The organism is Homoserinibacter gongjuensis (assembly GCF_030161875.1).
Lineage (GTDB): Bacteria > Actinomycetota > Actinomycetes > Actinomycetales > Microbacteriaceae > Homoserinibacter > Homoserinibacter gongjuensis.
This window is the reverse complement of the sequence record NZ_BSVA01000001.1, coordinates 1,160,929-1,179,776: the sequence shown is the minus strand read 5'-3', so window position 1 is coordinate 1,179,776 and position 18,848 is coordinate 1,160,929. Positions and strand designations below refer to the sequence as shown.

Annotated in this window: 20 protein-coding genes and 1 pseudogene; 8 read left to right on the top strand and 13 right to left on the bottom strand. The window is 71.3% G+C overall.

Features of this window, described 5'->3' with window-relative positions:
• Positions 1-395: 395 nt before the first annotated feature.
• From QQK29_RS06450 to purQ, 4 genes and pseudogenes are all read left to right on the top strand, one after another.
• A complete protein-coding gene (locus tag QQK29_RS06450) occupies positions 396-1,271 on the top strand; it encodes a VOC family protein (RefSeq protein ID WP_284298780.1) in 876 nt (291 codons plus the stop codon).
• Positions 1,272-1,386: 115 nt separating this feature from the next.
• Positions 1,387-2,118, top strand: coding sequence for an SGNH/GDSL hydrolase family protein (locus QQK29_RS06445; protein ID WP_284298779.1), 732 nt, complete (start codon positions 1,387-1,389; stop codon positions 2,116-2,118).
• Between the two features lie 86 nt (positions 2,119-2,204).
• Positions 2,205-2,450 carry a phosphoribosylformylglycinamidine synthase subunit PurS gene (purS, locus tag QQK29_RS06440; protein WP_284298776.1) on the top strand — a complete coding sequence of 82 codons (246 nt, stop codon included), beginning with the start codon at positions 2,205-2,207 and terminating at the stop codon, positions 2,448-2,450.
• A pseudogene (purQ, locus tag QQK29_RS06435) lies at positions 2,450-3,152 on the top strand (phosphoribosylformylglycinamidine synthase subunit PurQ). The gene purS and the pseudogene purQ overlap by 1 nt, the downstream one beginning before the upstream one ends.
• 4 nt (positions 3,153-3,156) lie before the next feature.
• Here purQ and QQK29_RS06430 read toward each other — a convergent pair.
• From QQK29_RS06430 to QQK29_RS06415, 4 genes are all read right to left on the bottom strand, one after another.
• Positions 3,157-3,363 (bottom strand): hypothetical protein, encoded by a 207-nt coding sequence (locus QQK29_RS06430; protein WP_284298774.1) that lies wholly within the window; start codon positions 3,361-3,363, stop codon positions 3,157-3,159.
• Positions 3,364-3,614: 251 nt separating this feature from the next.
• Complete coding sequence (gap, locus tag QQK29_RS06425) at positions 3,615-4,616, bottom strand: type I glyceraldehyde-3-phosphate dehydrogenase (protein WP_284298772.1); 1,002 nt, start codon at positions 4,614-4,616, stop codon at positions 3,615-3,617.
• A gap of 129 nt (positions 4,617-4,745) precedes the next feature.
• A complete protein-coding gene (locus tag QQK29_RS06420; RefSeq protein ID WP_284298770.1) occupies positions 4,746-5,681 on the bottom strand; it encodes a GlxA family transcriptional regulator in 936 nt (311 codons plus the stop codon).
• Between the two features lie 109 nt (positions 5,682-5,790).
• Positions 5,791-6,207, bottom strand: a complete 417-nt coding sequence (locus tag QQK29_RS06415; protein WP_284298768.1) for a hypothetical protein — start codon at positions 6,205-6,207, stop codon at positions 5,791-5,793.
• A 48-nt stretch (positions 6,208-6,255) separates the two neighbouring features.
• On the opposite strand from QQK29_RS06415, the gene QQK29_RS06410 reads away from it, so the two are divergent.
• Together QQK29_RS06410 and QQK29_RS06405 are read left to right on the top strand one after the other, a co-directional pair.
• Complete coding sequence (locus QQK29_RS06410; RefSeq protein WP_284298766.1) at positions 6,256-6,807, top strand: PadR family transcriptional regulator; 552 nt, start codon at positions 6,256-6,258, stop codon at positions 6,805-6,807.
• A 137-nt stretch (positions 6,808-6,944) separates the two neighbouring features.
• On the top strand, positions 6,945-7,856 hold the full coding sequence (locus tag QQK29_RS06405) for an endonuclease domain-containing protein (protein ID WP_284298764.1): 912 nt from the start codon (positions 6,945-6,947) through the stop codon (positions 7,854-7,856).
• Between the two features lie 15 nt (positions 7,857-7,871).
• Here the strand turns inward: QQK29_RS06405 and QQK29_RS06400 are convergent, their stop codons facing one another.
• Positions 7,872-8,648 carry a mechanosensitive ion channel family protein gene (locus tag QQK29_RS06400; protein ID WP_284298761.1) on the bottom strand — a complete coding sequence of 259 codons (777 nt, stop codon included), beginning with the start codon at positions 8,646-8,648 and terminating at the stop codon, positions 7,872-7,874.
• Positions 8,645-8,929, bottom strand: a complete 285-nt coding sequence (locus QQK29_RS06395; protein ID WP_284298759.1) for a hypothetical protein — start codon at positions 8,927-8,929, stop codon at positions 8,645-8,647. Before QQK29_RS06395 ends, QQK29_RS06400 begins: the two co-directional genes overlap by 4 nt.
• A 219-nt stretch (positions 8,930-9,148) precedes the next feature.
• Between QQK29_RS06395 and purL the strand changes: the two genes are divergently transcribed.
• Positions 9,149-11,440, top strand: a complete 2,292-nt coding sequence (gene purL / locus QQK29_RS06390) for a phosphoribosylformylglycinamidine synthase subunit PurL (protein WP_284298757.1) — start codon at positions 9,149-9,151, stop codon at positions 11,438-11,440.
• A 31-nt stretch (positions 11,441-11,471) separates the two neighbouring features.
• On the opposite strand, the gene QQK29_RS06385 is transcribed toward purL, so the two are convergent.
• Genes QQK29_RS06385 through QQK29_RS06375 form a run of 3 tightly spaced genes read right to left on the bottom strand, consistent with a single transcriptional unit; the run spans position 11,472 to position 13,330 of the window.
• Positions 11,472-12,557: an SDR family NAD(P)-dependent oxidoreductase gene (locus tag QQK29_RS06385; RefSeq protein WP_284298756.1), complete on the bottom strand. Its 1,086-nt coding sequence runs from the start codon at positions 12,555-12,557 to the stop codon at positions 11,472-11,474.
• On the bottom strand, positions 12,554-12,880 hold the full coding sequence (locus QQK29_RS06380) for a chorismate mutase (RefSeq protein ID WP_284298753.1): 327 nt from the start codon (positions 12,878-12,880) through the stop codon (positions 12,554-12,556). Before QQK29_RS06380 ends, QQK29_RS06385 begins: the two co-directional genes overlap by 4 nt.
• A 9-nt stretch (positions 12,881-12,889) precedes the next feature.
• Positions 12,890-13,330, bottom strand: coding sequence for a MarR family winged helix-turn-helix transcriptional regulator (locus tag QQK29_RS06375; protein ID WP_284298750.1), 441 nt, complete (start codon positions 13,328-13,330; stop codon positions 12,890-12,892).
• Between the two features lie 55 nt (positions 13,331-13,385).
• On the opposite strand from QQK29_RS06375, the gene QQK29_RS06370 reads away from it, so the two are divergent.
• A complete protein-coding gene (locus QQK29_RS06370) occupies positions 13,386-14,996 on the top strand; it encodes a DHA2 family efflux MFS transporter permease subunit (protein WP_284298748.1) in 1,611 nt (536 codons plus the stop codon).
• On the opposite strand, the gene QQK29_RS06365 is transcribed toward QQK29_RS06370, so the two are convergent.
• The 4 genes from QQK29_RS06365 to QQK29_RS06350 all read right to left on the bottom strand — a co-directional run bounded on the left by QQK29_RS06365 (position 14,920) and on the right by QQK29_RS06350 (position 18,690).
• Positions 14,920-15,939, bottom strand: a complete 1,020-nt coding sequence (locus tag QQK29_RS06365; protein ID WP_284298746.1) for an alpha/beta hydrolase — start codon at positions 15,937-15,939, stop codon at positions 14,920-14,922. The two genes, QQK29_RS06370 and QQK29_RS06365, sit on opposite strands and share 77 nt — an antisense overlap.
• Positions 15,940-16,018: 79 nt before the next feature.
• The gene (locus QQK29_RS06360; RefSeq protein WP_284298744.1) at positions 16,019-16,666 is read right to left on the bottom strand and encodes a GNAT family N-acetyltransferase; all 648 of its coding nucleotides are present in this window, start codon (positions 16,664-16,666) and stop codon (positions 16,019-16,021) included.
• Between the two features lie 75 nt (positions 16,667-16,741).
• Positions 16,742-18,334, bottom strand: a complete 1,593-nt coding sequence (locus QQK29_RS06355; protein WP_284298742.1) for a solute symporter family protein — start codon at positions 18,332-18,334, stop codon at positions 16,742-16,744.
• Positions 18,334-18,690 carry a DUF485 domain-containing protein gene (locus QQK29_RS06350; protein WP_284301916.1) on the bottom strand — a complete coding sequence of 119 codons (357 nt, stop codon included), beginning with the start codon at positions 18,688-18,690 and terminating at the stop codon, positions 18,334-18,336. The genes QQK29_RS06355 and QQK29_RS06350 overlap by 1 nt, the downstream gene beginning before the upstream one ends.
• Positions 18,691-18,848 lie beyond the last annotated feature (158 nt).

The window sequence follows — 18,848 nt, the reverse complement described above, 5'->3', positions numbered from 1 at the left end:
ACCCGCGTCGCGCGCCGGCGTCAACAGGGTTTCGATACGCCCGCGCCTGTCGGCGACGGGCTACTCAACCCACGGTAAGGCGGTACCTGGCGCAACGGACTACTCAACCCGCGGTGAAGCGGCGCCTGTCGCAACAGACTCCTCAACCCGCGGTGAGTGGTGCTTCCGGCGACGGGCCCCTCAACCGGCGGTGAGGGAACTCGCCTGTGCCACACGCGGGGATGTCGAGCGAAGCGGGGGTGCGGATTCGGTTTCCGGACGCTGGCATCGGGTCTGGCGGGAGCGCATCGCCGCAGGCGATACGCGGGGGCATGCGTCCGGAAACCGAATCCGCTCCCCGCGAAGCGCCGAGGGCCTAGCGGAATAGTTGTAGCGTCAAGTATGTTGTAGACGACATGACCGACACCCGCCTCGCCGCCGACACCGCCATGGGCGCGGTGACCCTCAACGTCGCCGATCTCGACGCGATGACCCGCTACTACCGCGACGCCATCGGACTCGACGTGCTCGACGCATCCGGCCCGCGCGTCGTGCTGGGGCGCGCGGCCGCGAACCGGCCGGTGGTCGTGCTCGTGCACACGCCCGAGCTGCGGCACGCGGGGCCGCGCGAGGCCGGCCTCTTCCACACCGCGATCCTGTTCGACACCAAGGCCGCGCTCGCCGCAGCCGTCTACTCGGTCGCACAGAAGCATCCGAACACCTTCACGGGCTCGAGCGACCACCTCGTCAGCAACGCGTTCTACTTCGACGACCCCGAGGGCAACGGCGTCGAGCTCTACTGGGACCGCGACCGCAGCGAATGGAGCTGGGTGCACGGCACCGTCGAGATGGGCACGATCTACCTCGACCCGAACAGGTTCCTCGCCGAGAACCTGAGCGAGGAGGGTCTCGCCGGGCCCCTCGAGGGCGATGCGCGCGTCGGCCACGTGCACCTGTCGGTGGGCGACACGCAGACGGCCCGCGACTTCTACGTCGACCGCCTCGGCTTCGACGAGACGATCGAGATCCCGAACCAGGCGGTTTTCGTCTCGGCCGGCGGCTATCACCACCACATGGCGATGAACGTGTGGAACTCACGGGGCGCCGGCCGCCGCCAGGCGACGCTCGGTCTCGGCCGCGTCGACATCGAGGTGCCGGATGCCGACGCACTCGGCGCGCTCGGCGAGCGTCTCGCGCACTTCGGCGTCGAGTCTCGTGACGACGGCCGCACGGTCGAGCTCGACGACCCCTGGGGCAACCGCATCCTTGTGACGGCGCCCGGCCGCGGCTGAACCCTTGCTCCGGACCACCGCCGAGCCTGCAGCGATCGCAGATACCGGCTCACTTACACTCACAACGTGAACGACCCTGTCTCCCCGCGCGCTGCGCGCGAGCCGCGGTTTCCTCGTGCTGCACGGGCCCCGCATCCTCGCGCAGAAGCGTCAGCTCGACCGCGTTGTCGAGCGCCTTCCGGATGCCGAACTGCCCTGGGAGGGCAAGCTCGACGGCCCGGATCCGCTGCGGCTCGCCGTGATCGGCGACTCGACGGCAGCGGGCACCGGCGCCCCGACGCAGGAGGAGGCACTGCCGGGCTCACTCGCGCGTGAGCTGCACGCGCGCACCGGTCGCGGCATCATCTGGCGGGCGGTCGGCGAGAACGGCATCGACACGCACGGGTTCGTGGAGCGGTACCTGACGGATGCGGTCGCGCGCCCCGCCGACCTCGTGTTCGTGAGCCTCGGAGCCAACGACGCGCTCCACGCCCGCTCGGCGGCCGCCTTCGCGCGCGACCTGCGCCGACTGCTCACGACGCTCAGCGACCGCCTGCCGGAGGCCCGCATCCTCATGTCGAACCTGCCCGTCTTCGCACGGTTCGACCTGATTCCCGAGCCGACGCGCACGACGCTCTATCGCCATTCGCGCAACCTCGAGCGGGTCGCCGCGCGCGTCATCGCCCGCGACGGGCGCTGGATGATGACCGAGACGCTGCCGCCGCCCTACGGGCAGGACTTCTTCGCGAGCGACAGGTTCCATCCGTCCGCCTCCGGCTACGCCGACTGGGCGCGCTGGGCCGTCGACGAGGCGTGGCCGCGGGGCCTGTCCGACATCGCCTACGCGGGTCGGCACACGGAGGTCTGAGCGCGGCGGCACGGCTGCCGCGGAGGGTATGGGCTGCCCGTAGACTGGGGGCGTTCCCCGCCCCCTCGAGTTCTCCGGGAGTCTTCGTGCCCACCATCGTCGTCGAGGTCATGCCCAAGCCCGAGCTGCTCGACCCGGCCGGCAAGGCGACAGCGGGTGCGCTCGCCAAGCAGGGAGCGTCGACCTTCACGGATGTGCGCATCGGCAAGCGCTTCGAGCTCACGGTCGAAGGCGAGGTCACGGATGCCGTGCTCGCCGAGGCCCAGCGGCTCGCTGAGGAGTTCCTCTCGAACCAGGTCATCGAAGACGTCGTGGCCGTGAAGGTCGCCTGATGGCCACCCGCATCGGCGTCGTCACCTTCCCCGGTTCGCTCGACGACCGCGACGCGCAGCGCGCCGTGCGGCTCGCGGGCGCCGAGGCCGTCGCGCTGTGGCACGGCGACCACGACCTGCAGGGCGTCGATGCGATCGTGCTGCCGGGCGGGTTCAGCTACGGCGACTATCTGCGCTGCGGGGCGATCGCGGCGCACTCGCCGATCATGTCCGAGGTGATCGATGCCGCGGGCGCGGGGCTCCCCGTGCTCGGCATCTGCAACGGGTTCCAGATCCTCGTCGAGACGCAATTGCTGCCGGGGGCCTCATCCGCAACGACCACGGCGACTTCGTGTGCCGCGATCAGCGCCTGCGCGTCGAGAACGCCAGCACGGCCTGGACGAACGCGTTCGAGCAGGGCGACGAGATCGTCATCCCCTCAAGAACGGTGAGGGCGGCTACATCGCCACCGACGAGACGCTCGACCGCCTCGAAGGCGAGGGACTCGTGGCGTTCCGCTACCTCGGCGTCAACCCCAACGGCTCGCTGCGTGACATCGCCGGCCTCACGAACGAGCGCGGCAACGTCGTGGGCCTCATGCCGCATCCGGAGCATGCGACCGAGCCCGGCTTCGGCCCCGACATGCCGGATGCGATGCGCTCGGGCGTCGACGGCCTGCGCTTCTTCCAGTCGGCGATCGACGCGGTGCTCGCGCGCGTCTGACGCCTCAGCGCGTCGCGCGCTCCCAGGCTTGGCGCACGAGACGTTCGAGCACGGCGTCATCGACCGCGTCGAGACGCTTGAGGTAGAGGCAGCCCTTGCCGGTGGTGTGCGGCCCGAGCTGCTCCATGAGCGGGTCGGCGGGGCCGTAGTCACTGAAGACCCCGTAGATCGTGAGGGCGGCCTTGCGGGGGAGAACCCGACCACGAACCACTCGCCGGAGCTCGCCTTGCCCTGGTACGCGTAGCTGCCGAACCCGACCATCGACGGCCCCCACATCACACCCTGCTCGCCGGTGACGCGCTCCATGAGCGCCCGCATGTCGTGACCCTCGGCGCGACGGCGCGCATCCGGAACCGCGTCGAGGAACGCGGTGACGTCGGCGTCGGTGGGCTGGGTCTTGATGGCCATGCCGGGAGGCTACCCGCGCGGCACCGGCATGTCATCCGGCGCCGCGCGGCGGGCTCAGGCGCGGCCCATGAGCCCCAGCGTGTCGACGACGCGGTTCGAGAAGCCCCACTCGTTGTCGTACCAGGAGGCCACCTTGACGTGGCGGCCGATCGTCTTGGTGAGGCCGGCGTCGAAGATCGACGAGGCCGGGTCGCCGACGATGTCGGTCGAGACGATCGGGTCTTCGGTGTAGGTGAGCACCCCCGCGAGCCGGCCCTCGGCGGCCTCGCGGTACGCCGCGTGCAGCTGGTCGATCGTGACCTCGCGCTCGACGGTCACGTTGAGCTCGACGAGCGAGCCGACCGCGACGGGCACCCGGATCGCGTAACCGTCGAGACGCCCGTCGATCTCGGGCAGCACGCGCCCGATGGCCGCGGCGGCGTTGGTCGTGGTCGGTGCGATGTTCACGGCGGCGGCGCGAGCCCGACGGAGGTCGCGGTGCGGTCCGTCCTGCAGGTTCTGCTCCTGCGTGTAGGCGTGCACCGTGGTCATGAAGCCCGCCTCGATGCCCGCCGTGCGGTGCAGCACCTGCGCGAGCGGGGCCAGCGCGTTCGTGGTGCACGAGGCGTTGGAGACGATGCGGTGCTGGGCGGGGTCGAAGAGCTCGTCGTTGACGCCGTAGGCGATCGTCACGTCGGCACCCGTGGATGCCGCGCTCACGAGCACGCGTCCCGCGCCCGCGTCGAGGTGCGCGGAGGCGGCATCTGCCGAGGTGAAGCGGCCGGTCGACTCGAGCACGATGTCGACACCGAGCTCGCCCCACGGCAGCGCGGCGGGGTCGCGCTCGGCGAGCACCGCGATGCGGGAGCCGTCGACGATGAGGTGGTCGTCGCCCGCCTCGACGGGCCGGCCGAGCCGACCGAGGGTCGAGTCGTAGCGCAGCAGCTGGGCGAGGGTCGCGGGCGAGGTGAGGTCGTTGACCGCGACGATCTCGAGGTCGGTGTCGCGCGCGAGTGCGGCGCGGAGCACATTGCGGCCGATGCGGCCGAAGCCGTTGATGGCGACGCGGGTGGGCATGGGTTCTTCCTTCCGTGGGCTGTCGCCCCCAGCGTCTCGCCACCTGCGAGCGGATACCAGTGGCGAGACAGCCGAGGTGCGCAAGGATCGCGCCAGCCGCGTCGAGCGCCGCGCGCCGCACGTCCCGCCTCAGGCGAAGATGCGCCGATACTCCGCCGGGCTCGTGCCGAGAATCCGGTGGAAGTGCAGCCGCAGGTTCGCACCCGTGCCGAGCCCGACATCCGCGGCCACCTGATCGATGCCGAAATCGGTGCGCTCGAGCAACTCGCGTGCGAGGTCGACGCGCGCCCGCAACAGCCACTGCAGGGGCGTGTAGCCGGTGTCGTCGACGAAGCGCCGCGAGAGCGTGCGCGGCGAGACGCTCGCGTGCCGGGCGAGGTCGGCGATCGTGAGCGGCTCACTCAGCCGCTCGAGCGCCCACTCGCGGGTCGCGGCGAAGCGGTCGCCGAGCGCCTCGGGCAGCGACCGCGGCACGTACTGCGACTGCCCGCCGCTGCGGTAGGGCGCGGCGACCAGCCGGCGGGCCGCGACGTTCGACATCCGCACGCCGTAGTCGGCGCGGATCAGGTGCAGGCACAGGTCGATTCCGGATGCCACTCCCGCCGAGGTGAGCACGTCGCCCTCGTCGATGAAGAGCACGGCGCCGTCGACCTCGACCTCGGGATGCAGCCGTGCCAGGTCGGAGGCGTGGCGCCAGTGGGTCGTGGCGCGACGCCCGTCGAGCAGGCCTGCCGCTGCCACGGCGAAGACACCGGTGCAGATCGCGGCGATGCGCGCCCCACGGGCGTGTGCGGCACGCAGCGCGTCGAGCGCGCGCGGATCGACGTCGCGCACGGGGTCGCGGTACCCCGGCACGATCACGGTGTCGGCGTGCGCGAGCGCTTCGACGCCGTGCTCGACGAGGTAGGCCATGCCCTCGCCCGAACGCACCACACCCGGATCGACTCCGCACATGAGCACGTCGTAGGGCAGCTCGTCGCGCGCCTGGAAGGTCTGAGCAGGAATGCCCACATCGAGGGGTTGAGCCCCGTCGAGCACGAGCACGACGACCCGGTGCCGCCGCATGACCGTCTCCGTTCCGCCGCGGATGGTCGCGCGGCCTGGTTCAGCCTGCCGACCGGGTGCGCACCACGGAAGTGGCGGGAACGCCGGTCACCGCAAGATTAGCGCCACCTCATCCGCTCGCGCTGAGGGCGACGATGGCCGTCGCGCTGAACAGCAGCACCGAGATCGGAAGCCAGATCGCCCGCTCGATGCGACTCGGGGTGAGGGCGTTGAGCGCGATCGCCACGACGCCGAGCGCGGTGGCGACCCAGACGGCCACCGCGAGCCAGGCATCCGGGAGCGGCGCCCACACGGGCAGCCCGGCGTGGCGCGCCACGATGAGGGCGACCGCCGCCCAGACGACGGTCGCGACGGCACTCGACACGCGCAGGCGCGCGGGCAGGGTTCCCGGATGCTGCCCGCCGAAGGCGGCACGGCCCCACGGCGCTCCGGCAGCGAGGGCGAGCTGGAAGGCGCTGAGCCCCAGGTAGAGAACCGCAGCCAGCCCTCCGGCGACCAGGGTGAGCACGGTGGGTTCGAGGCGCATCCGTCAATCCTTTCTGTCAGATACATGTCTACCAGATATACTGCGACCATGCCGCGGACCACCCAGACCGACCTCGCCGTGCTCGCCGCGCTGAGCGTGACGCCGATGACCGGCTACGCGCTGCGCGAGGCGATCCTCGACCACCTCGGCGCGTTCTGGAGCGAGAGCTTCGGCCAGATCTACCCCGCGCTCTCCCGCCTCCGCGAAGCCGGATACGTCGAGGCGTTCGACGGGGAACGCACGGGCTCCTCGACCTACCGGCTCACGGCATCCGGGCGCACGCAGCTCGTCGACCTCATGCGCGAGGCGCCGGTGCGCACACCCCCGCGCAACGGGATGCTGCTGCGGCTGTTCTTCGGCGACGTGCTCGGGGCGCGCGCCTGTCGCGAGCTCGTCGCCGAGTACCGCGACCTCGCGACGCGGCAACTCGCCGAGCTCGCCGAGGCGCGTCGAGCGACGGAGGCGGACGATGCGGGCACCTCCCAGCGCCCCTACCAGCTCATGACGATCTCGGCGGGCGAGCACTCGGCCCGCGCCGCGCTTGCCTGGGCCGACGAGACCCTCGCCTCCCTCGACGCCCTCGTCGCGGCGGGCCGCTGAGCCGGGCTCACGGCTCGAGTCGCGTCGAGAGGGCGCAAACCGTGGCATGGGGCCGCCCGGAACCACCGATTGTGCCCTCTCGAGGGCGGCTGTGGATGCAATGCGCGGCACGCCGAGCGGGCGGGGCAGGATCAAGCGTGCCCCGCCGCGTTCCGCTCGATCCACTGCTCACCTCGCGCGCGTTCCGGGTCGCGGATGCCATCGCGGCCGGTATCGGCGAGAACCGGCTGAGGAGTGCCGACCTCGCGCGACCGCACCACGGCATCCGCGTCGCAACCGACCTGACCGACGGCACGGCACTCGGTGCCGCCCGCGCGTTCGCACCCCTGCTGCGTCCGGGGGATCGGTTCTCAGGCCCCACCGCTGCGGCCCTCTGGGGAGCCCCGCTGCCCACCGCACCGCATCCTCTGCACGTCACCGCCGCACCGGGACTGACCCGCACGCGGCGGCCCGGGGTCGTCGGGCACAGGGGGCCGGATGGCGTGCCGCTCATTCGGTTCGGCCTGCCCGTGTCCCCTCCCGCACTCGCATTCCTCGAATGCGCGAGCGTGTTGGAATCGGCGGACCTCGTCGCCGTGGGCGACCACCTCGTGCTGGATCCGAGGGTGCTCGATCCCGCCGACCCCGAACGGCCGCACGTCGCGCTCGGCGAGCTGCGCGCCTGGCTCAGCTCCTCGACCGGCCGCAACATCCGCACGGCCCGCGCCGCCGCGGCACTCGTGCGCGAGGGTGTCGAGTCTCCGCGCGAGACCGCGCTACGCCTGCTCGTGCACGAGCTGGGCCTGCCCGAGCCCGTCTGCGGGTACCTCGTGCGCGATCGGGAGGGTCGCGAGATCGGCTACTTCGATCTCGTCTGGCCCGAGCTGCGCATCATCGTCGAATACGACGGCGACCAGCACCGCACCTCCGCCTACCAGTACGACCGTGACATCCGCCGCTTCGACCGGGCGAGCGAGGCCGGCTACCGCGTCATTCGGGTGCGAGCACGCGGCCTGGGCGCCGATCTCGACGAGACCATCGCGCGCCTGCGCCGCGCCTTCGCGAACTGACGCCGTTATCGCGCCTCAGTCGCTCACCATGTCGACGCGCGTGCGCGGCAGCGCGACGGGCGCGACCGACTGCGCCCAGCGCACGATGTCCTCGCGTACCGCACAGCGCAGGTTCCACAGCGAGCCCGAGTCGGCAGCCGTCACGACGAAACGCACCTGCACACCGCCGCCCGTCGCATCCGTCACCGCGACGCTCGACCCGCGCCCGTCCCAGTCGTCGCGGGTGGCGAGGAACGCCTCGAAGCGTTCGCGCAGCCCATCGAGCGGCACCGTCCAGTCCAGGTCGACGTAGACGGTGCCGGTGATGTCGCTCGAAGCGCGCGTCCAGTTCGTGAACGGCGTGGTCGTGAAGTAGGTCGACGGCAGCACGAGGCGGCGCTCATCCCAGATGCGCACCACGACGTAACTGAGGGTCATCTCCTCGATGCGACCCCACTCGTTCTCGACGACCACGACGTCGTCGACCCGCAGGGCGTCCGAGAAGGCGAGCTGCACACCCGCGAACAGATTCGACAGCGTCGACTGTGCCGCAAGCCCCGCGATCACCGAGACGAGGCCGGCGGATGCGAGCACGCTCGCTCCCAGCGCCTGCACGCCCGGGAAGGTCAACAGGATGGCGCCGAGGGCGAGGATCACGACCACGACCGACGCAATCCGCTGCAGCAACCCGAGCTGGGTGCGTACCCGCCGCGCGACGCCGTTGTCGGCCACGTCGATCGGGTAGCGCGCCCGCACCGCGCCGAACGCGAACGCGATGATGCCCGAGAGCAGCCAGGCGGCAGAGGCGATCACGAGGATGAGGGCGACGCGTCCGATGGCGTCGAGCCAGTCGGTGAGGGGAGCGTAACACGCACGGCGATCCACATGCCCACCACCGCGACGAGGGTGAGGAACGGTCCGACGATGCGGCCGATGCGGCCGTAGTCCCACCCACGATGCCGCGCGAGCAGACGCACCCCGCGGTGCAGGATGAGCGCCGCGAGCGCGGATGCCGCGGCGACGATCGCCACCGCGAGCGCGAAGGCGGGCCAGGTGCGGACGGTGACCAGTTCGATGATGGTGCCGGTATCCATCGATCCAGGCTCCCGCATCCGGTTCCGCCTCCGCAAAGCACCGCGCGGCTCGGGCGCGCCACCGAGACGGCGGATTCGACCCGAAAACGGCAACCGGATGGGTCGGAACTGCCGTCTCGATGCGGCGGTGCTCGCGCGACGCACGCCGGGAGGCGGATGGGGCCGCCGGTAGGATGTGAGGGTCGCCACCCGCCCCTCCCGCGCAAGGAGCAATCCCCCGTGAGCACCCCCTCGACGCACGTCGTCGACACCGTCGAGAACGCCGCCGCGACCCCCGAGCGGGAGCAGCCGTACGCGGCGCTCGGACTCACGACGCAGGAGTACCAGCAGATCCGCGAGATCCTGGGTCGGCGCCCCACGAGCGGTGAGCTCGCGATGTACTCGGTGATGTGGAGCGAGCACTGCTCCTACAAGAGCTCGAAGGTGCACCTGCGGCAGTTCGGTCAGAAGGTCACGCCCGAGATGACCGAGAACCTCATGGTCGGCATGGGCGAGAACGCGGGCGTCGTCGACATCGGCGAGGGCTGGGCCGTCACCTTCAAGATCGAGAGCCACAACCATCCGTCCTACGTCGAGCCGTTCCAGGGCGCCGCGACGGGCGTCGGCGGCATCGTGCGCGACATCATCTCGATGGGAGCGCGGCCGGTGGCCGTGATGGATGCGCTGCGCTTCGGCGCGCTCGATCACCCCGACACCGCGCGGGTCGTTCCCGGCGTGGTGAGCGGCATCAGCTTCTACGGCAACTGCCTCGGCCTGCCCAACATCGGCGGCGAGACCTGGTTCGACCCCGTGTACCAGGCGAACCCGCTCGTCAACGCGCTCGCGGTGGGCGTGCTGCGCCACGAGGACCTGCACCTGGCCAACGCCCGCGGCATCGGCAACAAGGTCGTGCTGTTCGGGGCGCGCACCGGTGGCGACGGCATCGGCGGCGCGTCGATCCTCGCCTCCGAGTCGTTCGACGAGGGCTCGGGCCGCAAGCGTCCGGCCGTGCAGGTGGGCGACCCGTTCATGGAGAAGGTGCTCATCGAGTGCTGCCTCGAGCTGTACGCCAACGAGCTCGTCGAGGGCATCCAGGATCTCGGCGCGGCCGGCATCTCGTGTGCGACCTCCGAGCTCGCGTCGAACGGCGACGGTGGCATGCACATCGTGCTCGACGAGGTGCTGCTGCGCGACCCCTCGCTCACGGCGGAGGAGATCCTCATGTCGGAGAGCCAGGAGCGCATGATGGCGGTCGTGAGCCCCGCGAAGCTCGACGCGTTCCTCGCGGTGATCCGCAAGTGGGATGTCGAAGCGAGTGTGCTCGGCGAGGTCACCGACACCGGGCGGCTCGTCATCGACTGGAAGGGCGAGACGATCGTCGACGTCGACCCGCGCACCGTCGCGGTCGACGGGCCCGTGTACGAGCGGCCGATCACCTACCCGACGTGGATCGACCACGTGAACGCCGACACGGCATCCGCTCTCCCGCGGCCCAGCGACGGCGGCGAGCTCAAGCAGCAGGTGCTGCGGCTGCTCGGCTCGGCCAACCTCGCCGATAAGAGCTGGATCACCTCGCAGTACGACAAGTACGTGCTCGGCAACACGGCCCTCAGCTACCCCGACGACGGCGGCATGGTGCGTGTCGACGAGGAGTCGGGCCTCGGCTTCGCCCTCGCGACGGATGCCAACGGGCGCTACGCGTACCTCGACCCGTATGCGGGCGCGCAGCTCGCACTCGCCGAGGCGTACCGCAACGTCGCGGTGACCGGGGCCGTGCCGGCCGCGGTCTCGGACTGCCTCAACTTCGGCTCACCGGAGAACCCCGAGGTCATGTGGCAGTTCGCGCGCGCCGTGGAGGGACTCGCGGATGGCTGCCTCGCCTTGGGCATTCCGGTGACCGGCGGCAACGTCTCGTTCTACAACCAGACCGGCGACGTGCCGATCCACCCGACGCCCGTCGTGGCCGTGCTCGGCACGATCGACGATGTGGGGCGCCGCGTGCCGTCGGGCTGGCAGGACGCGGGCGACAACCTCTACCTGCTCGGCACGACCGCCCTCGAGCTCGACGGCTCGGCGTGGGCCGGTGTCGTGCACGGGCATCTCGGCGGACGGCCGCCCGCGGTGGACCTCGCGGCCGAGAAGGAGCTCGGCGGCCTCCTCGCCGCCGCAGCGCACGAGGGTCTGCTCGCCGCGGCCCACGACCTCGCGGATGGTGGACTCGCGATCGCGCTCGCCGAGGGCGTGCTGCGCTTCGGCGTGGGGGCGCGGGTCTTCCTCGACGAGCTGCTCGAGCGCGACGGGGTCGACCTCGCCACCGCGCTCTTCTCGGAGTCGACCGGCCGGGTGCTGGTCGCGGTGCCGCGCGAAGAGGACGTCAAGTTCACGCGCCTGTGCGAGGGCCGCGGCTACCCGGTGCTGCGCATCGGCGTGACCGACACCGAGCCCGCGCTCGAGGTGCAGGGTGCCTTCACGGCATCCCTCGACGAGCTCGCGACGACCTACCGCGAGCCGCTGCGCGCCCGCTTCGCCTAGTTCGGGCGCTGGGTGAGAGGCGCGCCGCCTCTCACGGCGCTCGCGCCCCGGTGGCGGCCTGCGCCCCTCGGTGACCGACGACCACCTGCATCGGCGGGAGCAATTGCACGTGCGGGCGGCACAACGTGCGCCCCCGCAGGTGCGGTTGCTCCCGCCGAAAGCGCGGCAGCGCACGTCGGCGCCGCTCGTCACACGGGGAAGCGGATGCCGGTCTTCTGCTCGGCGTCGGCCCAGAGGGCGGCGCCGAAGGCGGGGCGGCGGATGACGCGACGGGTCGCGTGGGCACGGGGCGTCCGGCGAGCATCCGCTGCGGGCCGAAGTACATGCCGTTGGCGGCATCCGGATCCGCGACGGCCCGCACCGCGGGCCAGGCGCCGCGGTCCTTGCCCTGCCCGACCCAGCCCGTGAGCGCCTCGAAGAAGCGCCCGGCCGCGGGATCGCGGTCGGTGATGCCGGCCCGCCGCGCGGCATAGGCGCTCGTGGCCCAGCCCGGATGCGCGAGCAGCGACATCCGGGAATCGCCCGCGGCGACGAGACGCCGTGCCAGTTCGAGCTGGAAGCCCTGCACGGCGTGTTTCGAGAACGCGTAGGCGCGGAAGGGACTGTAGCGGCGCTCCGACCAGAGGTCGTCGGGCTCGAGGCGCACCATGCGCGTCGAATCGCTGCCCATCCCCACGATGCGACCACCCTCGGCGAGCGCCGGGAACAGCAGGGTGCTGAGCGCGAAGTGGCCGAGGAAGTTGCCGCCGACCGTGAGCTCGAACCCGTCATCGGTGAGCATCCGTCGTCGCGACGCGACCACGCGGCCCGCGTTGTTCACGAGCGCATGCAGGGGACGGAATGCCGCGATCTGCTCGGCCGCCGCGCGCACCGACGCGAGCGATGCGAGATCGAGTGGCACATGGGCTAGCGAGGCGTCGGCGACGCGCTCCCGGATCGACGCCATCGCGAGCTGCGCCTTCTCGGCCGAGCGCGCCGCGATCACCACGTGCGCGCCCGCCTCGGCGAGCTGCTCCGAGACGAAGTAGCCGATGCCCGCGTTCCCGCCGGTCACGACGACCGTGCGGCCGGCCAGCGACGGCAGCGCGCGGGGATCCCAGGCGGATGCCGCCGTCACTCCGCGTCGTCTCCGCCCGAGGCGAGGCGCTCGTGGTGGTGGATCACCTCGGCCACCACGAAGGTGAACCACTTCTCGGCGAACTCGGGATCGAGGTGCGACTCCTCCGCGAGCGCCCGAAGCCGGGCGATCTGCTCGCGCTCGCGCGAGGGATCCGACGGCGGCATCCCGCTCGCCGCCTTGAGGCGACCGACCGCCTGGGTGGCCTTGAACCGCTCGGCGAGCAGGTGGATGAGCGCGGCGTCGATGTTGTCGATGCTCTGCCGGTAGCGGCGCAGCTCGGCACGCGGGTCGTCGGACGGCTCGGGGGCGTCGGCGGTCATAGGGCGAGATTACCGGGCGTCGCCATAGGTGATCTGCGGGTCGCCGCCGACGTGTCGGATGATCTGCAGCAGCTGCTCGCGGAACTCGGCCGGATCCGCGAGCGGCGGGAACATGCTCACCTCGAGCCCGGTGAGGCTCTCCATGGTGCGGATGCCGGCCTCGGTGCGCTCGACCAGGCGACGGCGGCGGTCGACGGGGTCGACGACGATCCGCACGCGCGCGTCGCGGGCGAGGTTGTCGACCGTGCGGCCCATGGTCTGCGCCGTGACGCGCGCCCGGCGGGCCAGCTCGCCGAGCGTGAGCGGATGGTCCGCGAGCAGGTGCAGCACGATGAGGCCGGCGTGGGTGAGCTGCGCCTGATCGAGGCGTTCGCGCCAGCGCTGCTCGACGAGGCGAGCGGCGACGGAGAGCAACCGCCCCGTGGGCCAGTCCTCGATCGAATCCGTCATGCGGTGCCTCCCCGCCCAGCGTATGATACTCAGCGCGCTTAGTAATGGAGACCCCGTGAACGCACCCGCAACCCCCGACCGCCGCCGCTGGCTCGGCCTCGTCGTCATCTCGATCGCCGTCTCGCTCATCATCGTCGACTCGACGATCGTCAACGTCGCGATCCCCTCCGTCGTCGACGACCTCGGCATCACCTCCACCCAGGTGCAGTGGGTGCAGGAGTCGTACACGCTCGTCTTCGCCGCACTGCTGCTCGTGTTCGGAACGCTCGCCGACCGCTTCGGCCGGCGCCGCATCCTGCTCATCGGCGTCGCCCTCTTCGCGCTCTCGAGCGTCGTCGCGGCGCTGGCCCCGACGGGCGAGCTGCTCATCCTCTCGCGGGTCGTGCAGGGTCTCGGCGGCGCGATGATCCTGCCCGCGACACTCTCGCTGCTGAACGCCACCTTCACCGGGCGCGAGCGCGGCATCGCCTTCGCGGTGTGGGGTTCGACGATCGGCGGCATGGCGGCCGTCGGGCCGCTGCTCGGCGGCTGGCTCACGGCCGACTTCTCGTGGCGGTGGGCCTTCGGCATCAACCTGCCGCTCGGCATCCTGATCATCGTGGGCGCGCTGCTCGTCGTGCAGGAGTCCCGTGCCGAGCACCGGCGGCGGGTGGATGTCGTGGGCGCCGTGCTCTCGGTGCTGCTGTTCACGAGCCTCGTCTTCGGCCTCATCGAGGGACGCACCTACGGATGGTGGGCCACCGCGAAGGGCGCCCCGGACTTCTGGACCCTCGAGATCTCGCCCATCCCGTTCGTGTTCGCGCTCACGCTGGTGACGCTCGTCGCGTTCATCGCCTGGGGCGTGCACCGCGAGCGTCGCGGCCGCCCGACCCTCATCGCGTTCTCGCTCTTCGGCATCACCTCGTTCCGCAACGGCAACATCGCCGCGCTCATCGTGTCGCTCGGCGAGTTCGGCGTGATCCTCGCGCTGCCGCTGTGGCTGCAGAACGTGCTCGGCTACGACGCCCTGCAGACGGGCTTCCTGCTGCTCGCCCTCGCGGGCGGGTCGTTCCTGGCCTCGGGATTCGCAGGGTCGGCATCCGGCAAGATCGCGCCGGTCTGGATCGTGCGCGGCGGCCTCGTCGCCGAGATCATCGGCCTCGTCGTGCTCGCCCTCGTGATCACCTCCGACACCGCCTGGTGGCCGCTCGCGATCGGCCTCGCCGTCTACGGCTTCGGCGTGGGGCTCGCGACCGCGCAGCTCACCGGCGTCGTGCTCGCAGAGGTCCCGGTCGGCGAGAGCGGTCAGGCATCCGGCACGCAGTCGACCTCGCGGCAGGTCGGCTCGGCACTCGGCATCGCGATCCTCGGCACCGTGCTGTTCACCTCGCTCGGGGCGCAGCTGACCGACCGGCTGCCCGAACAGCTGCCGAGCGATGTGCGTCAGCAGGTGGTCGACCTGGTGGTCGATTCGGCGGGGGCGGCGATCCCGGGACTCGAGGCGACGTCACCGGATGCGGCGGCCGCTGCGCGCGACGCCTTCAGCGAGGCGACCCGCGCGGCCACCTTCACGGCCGCGGGCTTCCTCGCGGTCGGGCTGCTCGCGACCCTCAGCCTCGGAGGGAGTGCAGCAGGCGATCGACGCTCGCGGTCTCGGGAAGATACGCCCGCGTCCAGCGCGCCATGACGTCGTAGGCCGAGGCACGCACCGAGCGGCGCGACAGCAGCACGTCGTGCAGTGCGCCGTCGATGCGCACGACCGACACGTGCCGCCCGAGCCGGGTGGCCCGTTCGGCGACCCCGTCGACGTCGAGGGCGACATCCGAGTCGTAGATGCGCGGCGACCACGAGGTCTGCAGCCAGCTGCGTGAGGAGAGCATCACGAGCACCGGCACGCCGATGTCGAGCCCGTCGGCGACCCGCGCATGCCCGTCGAGCACCGCGTCGAGCCACGCGCTGTGCACGGGGAAGCCGCGCTCGGGACGCCACTGCAGGTCGTAGTCCCACTCGCCGTCGAAGAGCCGCGAACTCGCCTGCGTGTTGAAGCCGGGGTCGATCGCGGGCAGTGCGGCACGCGTGCCGAGGCGTGCCCCGAGCGCGACGATCGGGGCGATCGCGCGGCGACCCAGCGCATCCGCCTGGAACTCCAGCCAGGGGCTGTTGAGGATGAGCGCGTCGACGGCTTCGGGATGCCGCGCCGCCCAGAGCGCGAGGGTGAGCCCTCCCGTGGAGTGGCCCACGAGCACGAGGGGACGCAGCGTGTCGCTGTCGCGCCCCATGGCGGTGAGAGCGGCCGCGAGCTCCGCGTCGTAGACGGCCAAGTCGTCGGTGTAGCCGGGCGTCTGGTGCGGCAGCAGGCTGCGGCCGTACTTGCGCAGGTCGAGGGCGTGGAAGCGTGCGCCGGCGCGCGTCCAGAACAGCGCGTGCTCGGTCTGGAAGAAGTAGTCCGACCAGCCGTGCACGTAGAGCACGTCGATGCCGTGGGCGAAGCCGTGCGGCTCGCGCCCCCAGCTCGCGGCCTTGGCGGCGGTCGGGCGCACGAGCGTCGCGACGACCGCACCCTCCTCGTCGGCGGGGAGCGCGAGCGGCAGCTGTTCGAAGCCGCCGAGCACGTCGGGTCTCCAGTCCATGCCGCTACGCTCGCAGGCCGGGCGTCCCGGGCGGCAGGGGCCGGTGTCCCGTTCCGGGCGGGCGGGTTCGGAGGCGGGGTCAGCCCTCCGGCATCGAGCGGTACAGCACCGGCCGATCGCCCCAGCTCGCGAGTCGCGCCTCGAGCCCGGCGCGCACCGTCGGCCACTCGTCGATGATCACCGAGAAGACGGCGGTGTCGCGCCACGAGCCGTCGGCGAGCGGCTGCTCGCGGCGCACGACGCCCTCGAACACCGCACCGAGCTTCTCGATCGCGGCGCGCGAGCGGGCGTTCGTCGATCCGGTCTGGATCTTCACCCGCCCGTACCCGTGCGAGAAGGCGGTCTCGAGCAGCAGCAGCTTCGCCTCGGGGTTCACCTGGGTTCCCCAGACACGCGGTGAGTAGGCGGTCCAGCCGATGTGGGCCGACTCACGGTGCTCGTCGAAGTCGGCGAGGCTCGTGGCGCCCACCACCTCGCCCGTGTGCGGTCCGGATGCCACCCGCACCACGTAGGTGTTGCCGCGTTCGTGAGGCCAGTGGTTCCACGCCCACGCCGCGTAGGCCTCGGCATCCGCGGGCCGCGCGGCGGAGCCGCCCCCGTATCCGCTCGCGAAGACCTCGGGTCGCCCGATCGCCTCCCACAGCAGCGGAAGGTCATCGCGCGTGAGCGGGTCGAGACGGACGTAGCGCCCGACGAGGGGAACACGCTCGGGCCTGGTCGCAGTCACCGCTCCATGCTAGGAGCGATCACGAAGGTGTTACGGCGGGGTCGGGCTCAGGCACCCACCCGACCCCGCCGAGACTCAGTGCCGCACCGCGCCCTCCGCACCGATGCCGGTGAGGGAGCGCACCTCCATCTCCGACTGCTTCGCGGGATCCTCGGTCGGCTTCGCCGTGAGGGTCACGACGGCGCCCACGAGGAAGGCGAGCGGGATCGACACGATGCCGGGGTTCGACAGCGGCCACCACGCGAAGTGCGCATCCGGGAACATCGAGGTCGGCGACCCCGACACCACCGGCGAGAACACGATGAGCAGGATCGCGGATGCGAGCCCCACGTACATGCTCCACAGTGCGCCCCGCGTCGTGAACCGCTTCCAGAACAGCGAGTACACGATCGTCGGCAGGTTGGCGGATGCGGCCACCGCGAACGCGAGCGCCACGAGGAAGGCCACGTTCTGACCGTTCGCGAGCACACCACCCACGATCGCGACGATGCCGATCACGACGACCGTGCGCCGCGCGACCCGCACCTCGGTGCCGGGCTCGGCCTTGCCCTTCTTGAGCACGTTCGCGTAGATGTCGTGTGCGTACGACGCCGCGGCCGTGATCGTGAGCCCGGCGACGACCGCGAGGATCGTCGCGAACGCGATCGCCGAGATGAGGCCGAGCAAGAGCGGACCGCCGAGCTCGAACGCCAGCAGGGGCGCCGCTGCGTTCACTCCGCCGGGCGCGGCCTTGATGGCCTCCGGTCCGATGAGGGCCGCAGCACCGTAGCCGAGCACGAGCGTGAACACGTAGAAGATGCCGATGAGCCAGATCGCCCACACGACGCTGCGCCGCGCCTCCTTCGCGGTCGGCACCGTGTAGAAGCGCATGAGCACGTGCGGCAGCGCCGCCGTTCCCAGCACGAGCGCGAGGCCGAGCGAGAGGAAGTCGAGGCGGCTCGCATCGGAGGCGCCGTACTGCAGACCGGGGTTCAGGATGGCGGGGTTGCCCGCCGTCGCGACCGCGTGATCCAGCAGGGCCGAGAGGCTGAACCCGTGCAGCGCGAGCACCCAAACCGTCATGACCGCGGCGCCCGCCACGAGCAGCACGGCCTTGATGATCTGCACCCAGGTGGTGCCCTTCATGCCGCCCACGAGCACGTAGATGATCATGAGCGCGCCGACCACGGCGATCACGACGCCCTGGCCGACCTTGTCGGGGATGCCGAGCAGCAGCGACACGAGCGCGCCGGCCCCTGCCATCTGCGCGAGCAGATAGAAGAAGCACACCACGAGCGTCGTCGTGGCCGCGGCGATGCGCACCGGGCGCTGCTTGAGCCGGAACGAGAGCACGTCGGCCATCGTGAAGCGGCCGGTGTTGCGCAGCAGCTCGGCGACCAGCAGCAGGGCCACGAGCCACGCGACCAGGAAGCCGATCGAGTAAAGGAACCCGTCGTATCCGTTCACCGCGATCGCGCCGCAGATGCCGAGGAAGGATGCCGCCGACAGATAGTCGCCGGCGATCGCCGTGCCGTTCTGCGGGCCCGTGAACGAGCGACCCGCCGCGTAGTAGTCGGCCGCCGTGCGGTTGTTGCGGCTCGCCCGGAAGACGATCACGAGCGTCACGACGACGAAGGCCGCGAAGATGCCGATGTTGAGCCAGGGGTTGCTGCCCGCGGTCGCGTCCATCACCGCACCTCCCCCGCGGTCGCGCGTGCGGCATCCTCACGGATCTCCTCGGCCACCGGGTCGAGCTTCTTGCCCGCGTACCAGACGTAGAGCATCGTCACGACGAACGTCGTGAGCACCTGCGCGAGTCCGATCAGCAGGCCCACGTTGATCGACCCGAACACGGGCGTCGACATGAACTCTGGTGCATAGCCCGCGAGCAGCACGTACGCGAAGTACCACAGCAGCGCGAGGGCGAGCACGGGGAAAACGAACGATCGGTGCCGCTTCTTGAGGTTCTGGAAACGGTCGGAGTGCTGGATACCGACGAAGTCGACATCCTTCTCCGCGACCGAAGTGGGGGCTTCGTCGCCCATCATCTCTCCTCATCCCGGGTGCGCGCCGTCGCGCATCCGTCTCGACGTGAACGGGCAACACTCTGGAACCCCGCCCGACGATGTGCGGTGGGCAGCCGCTCGTCGTCGGTGGGCGGCGGTCAGCGTGCGACGAGCGGCGATGCGGTGACGATGAACGA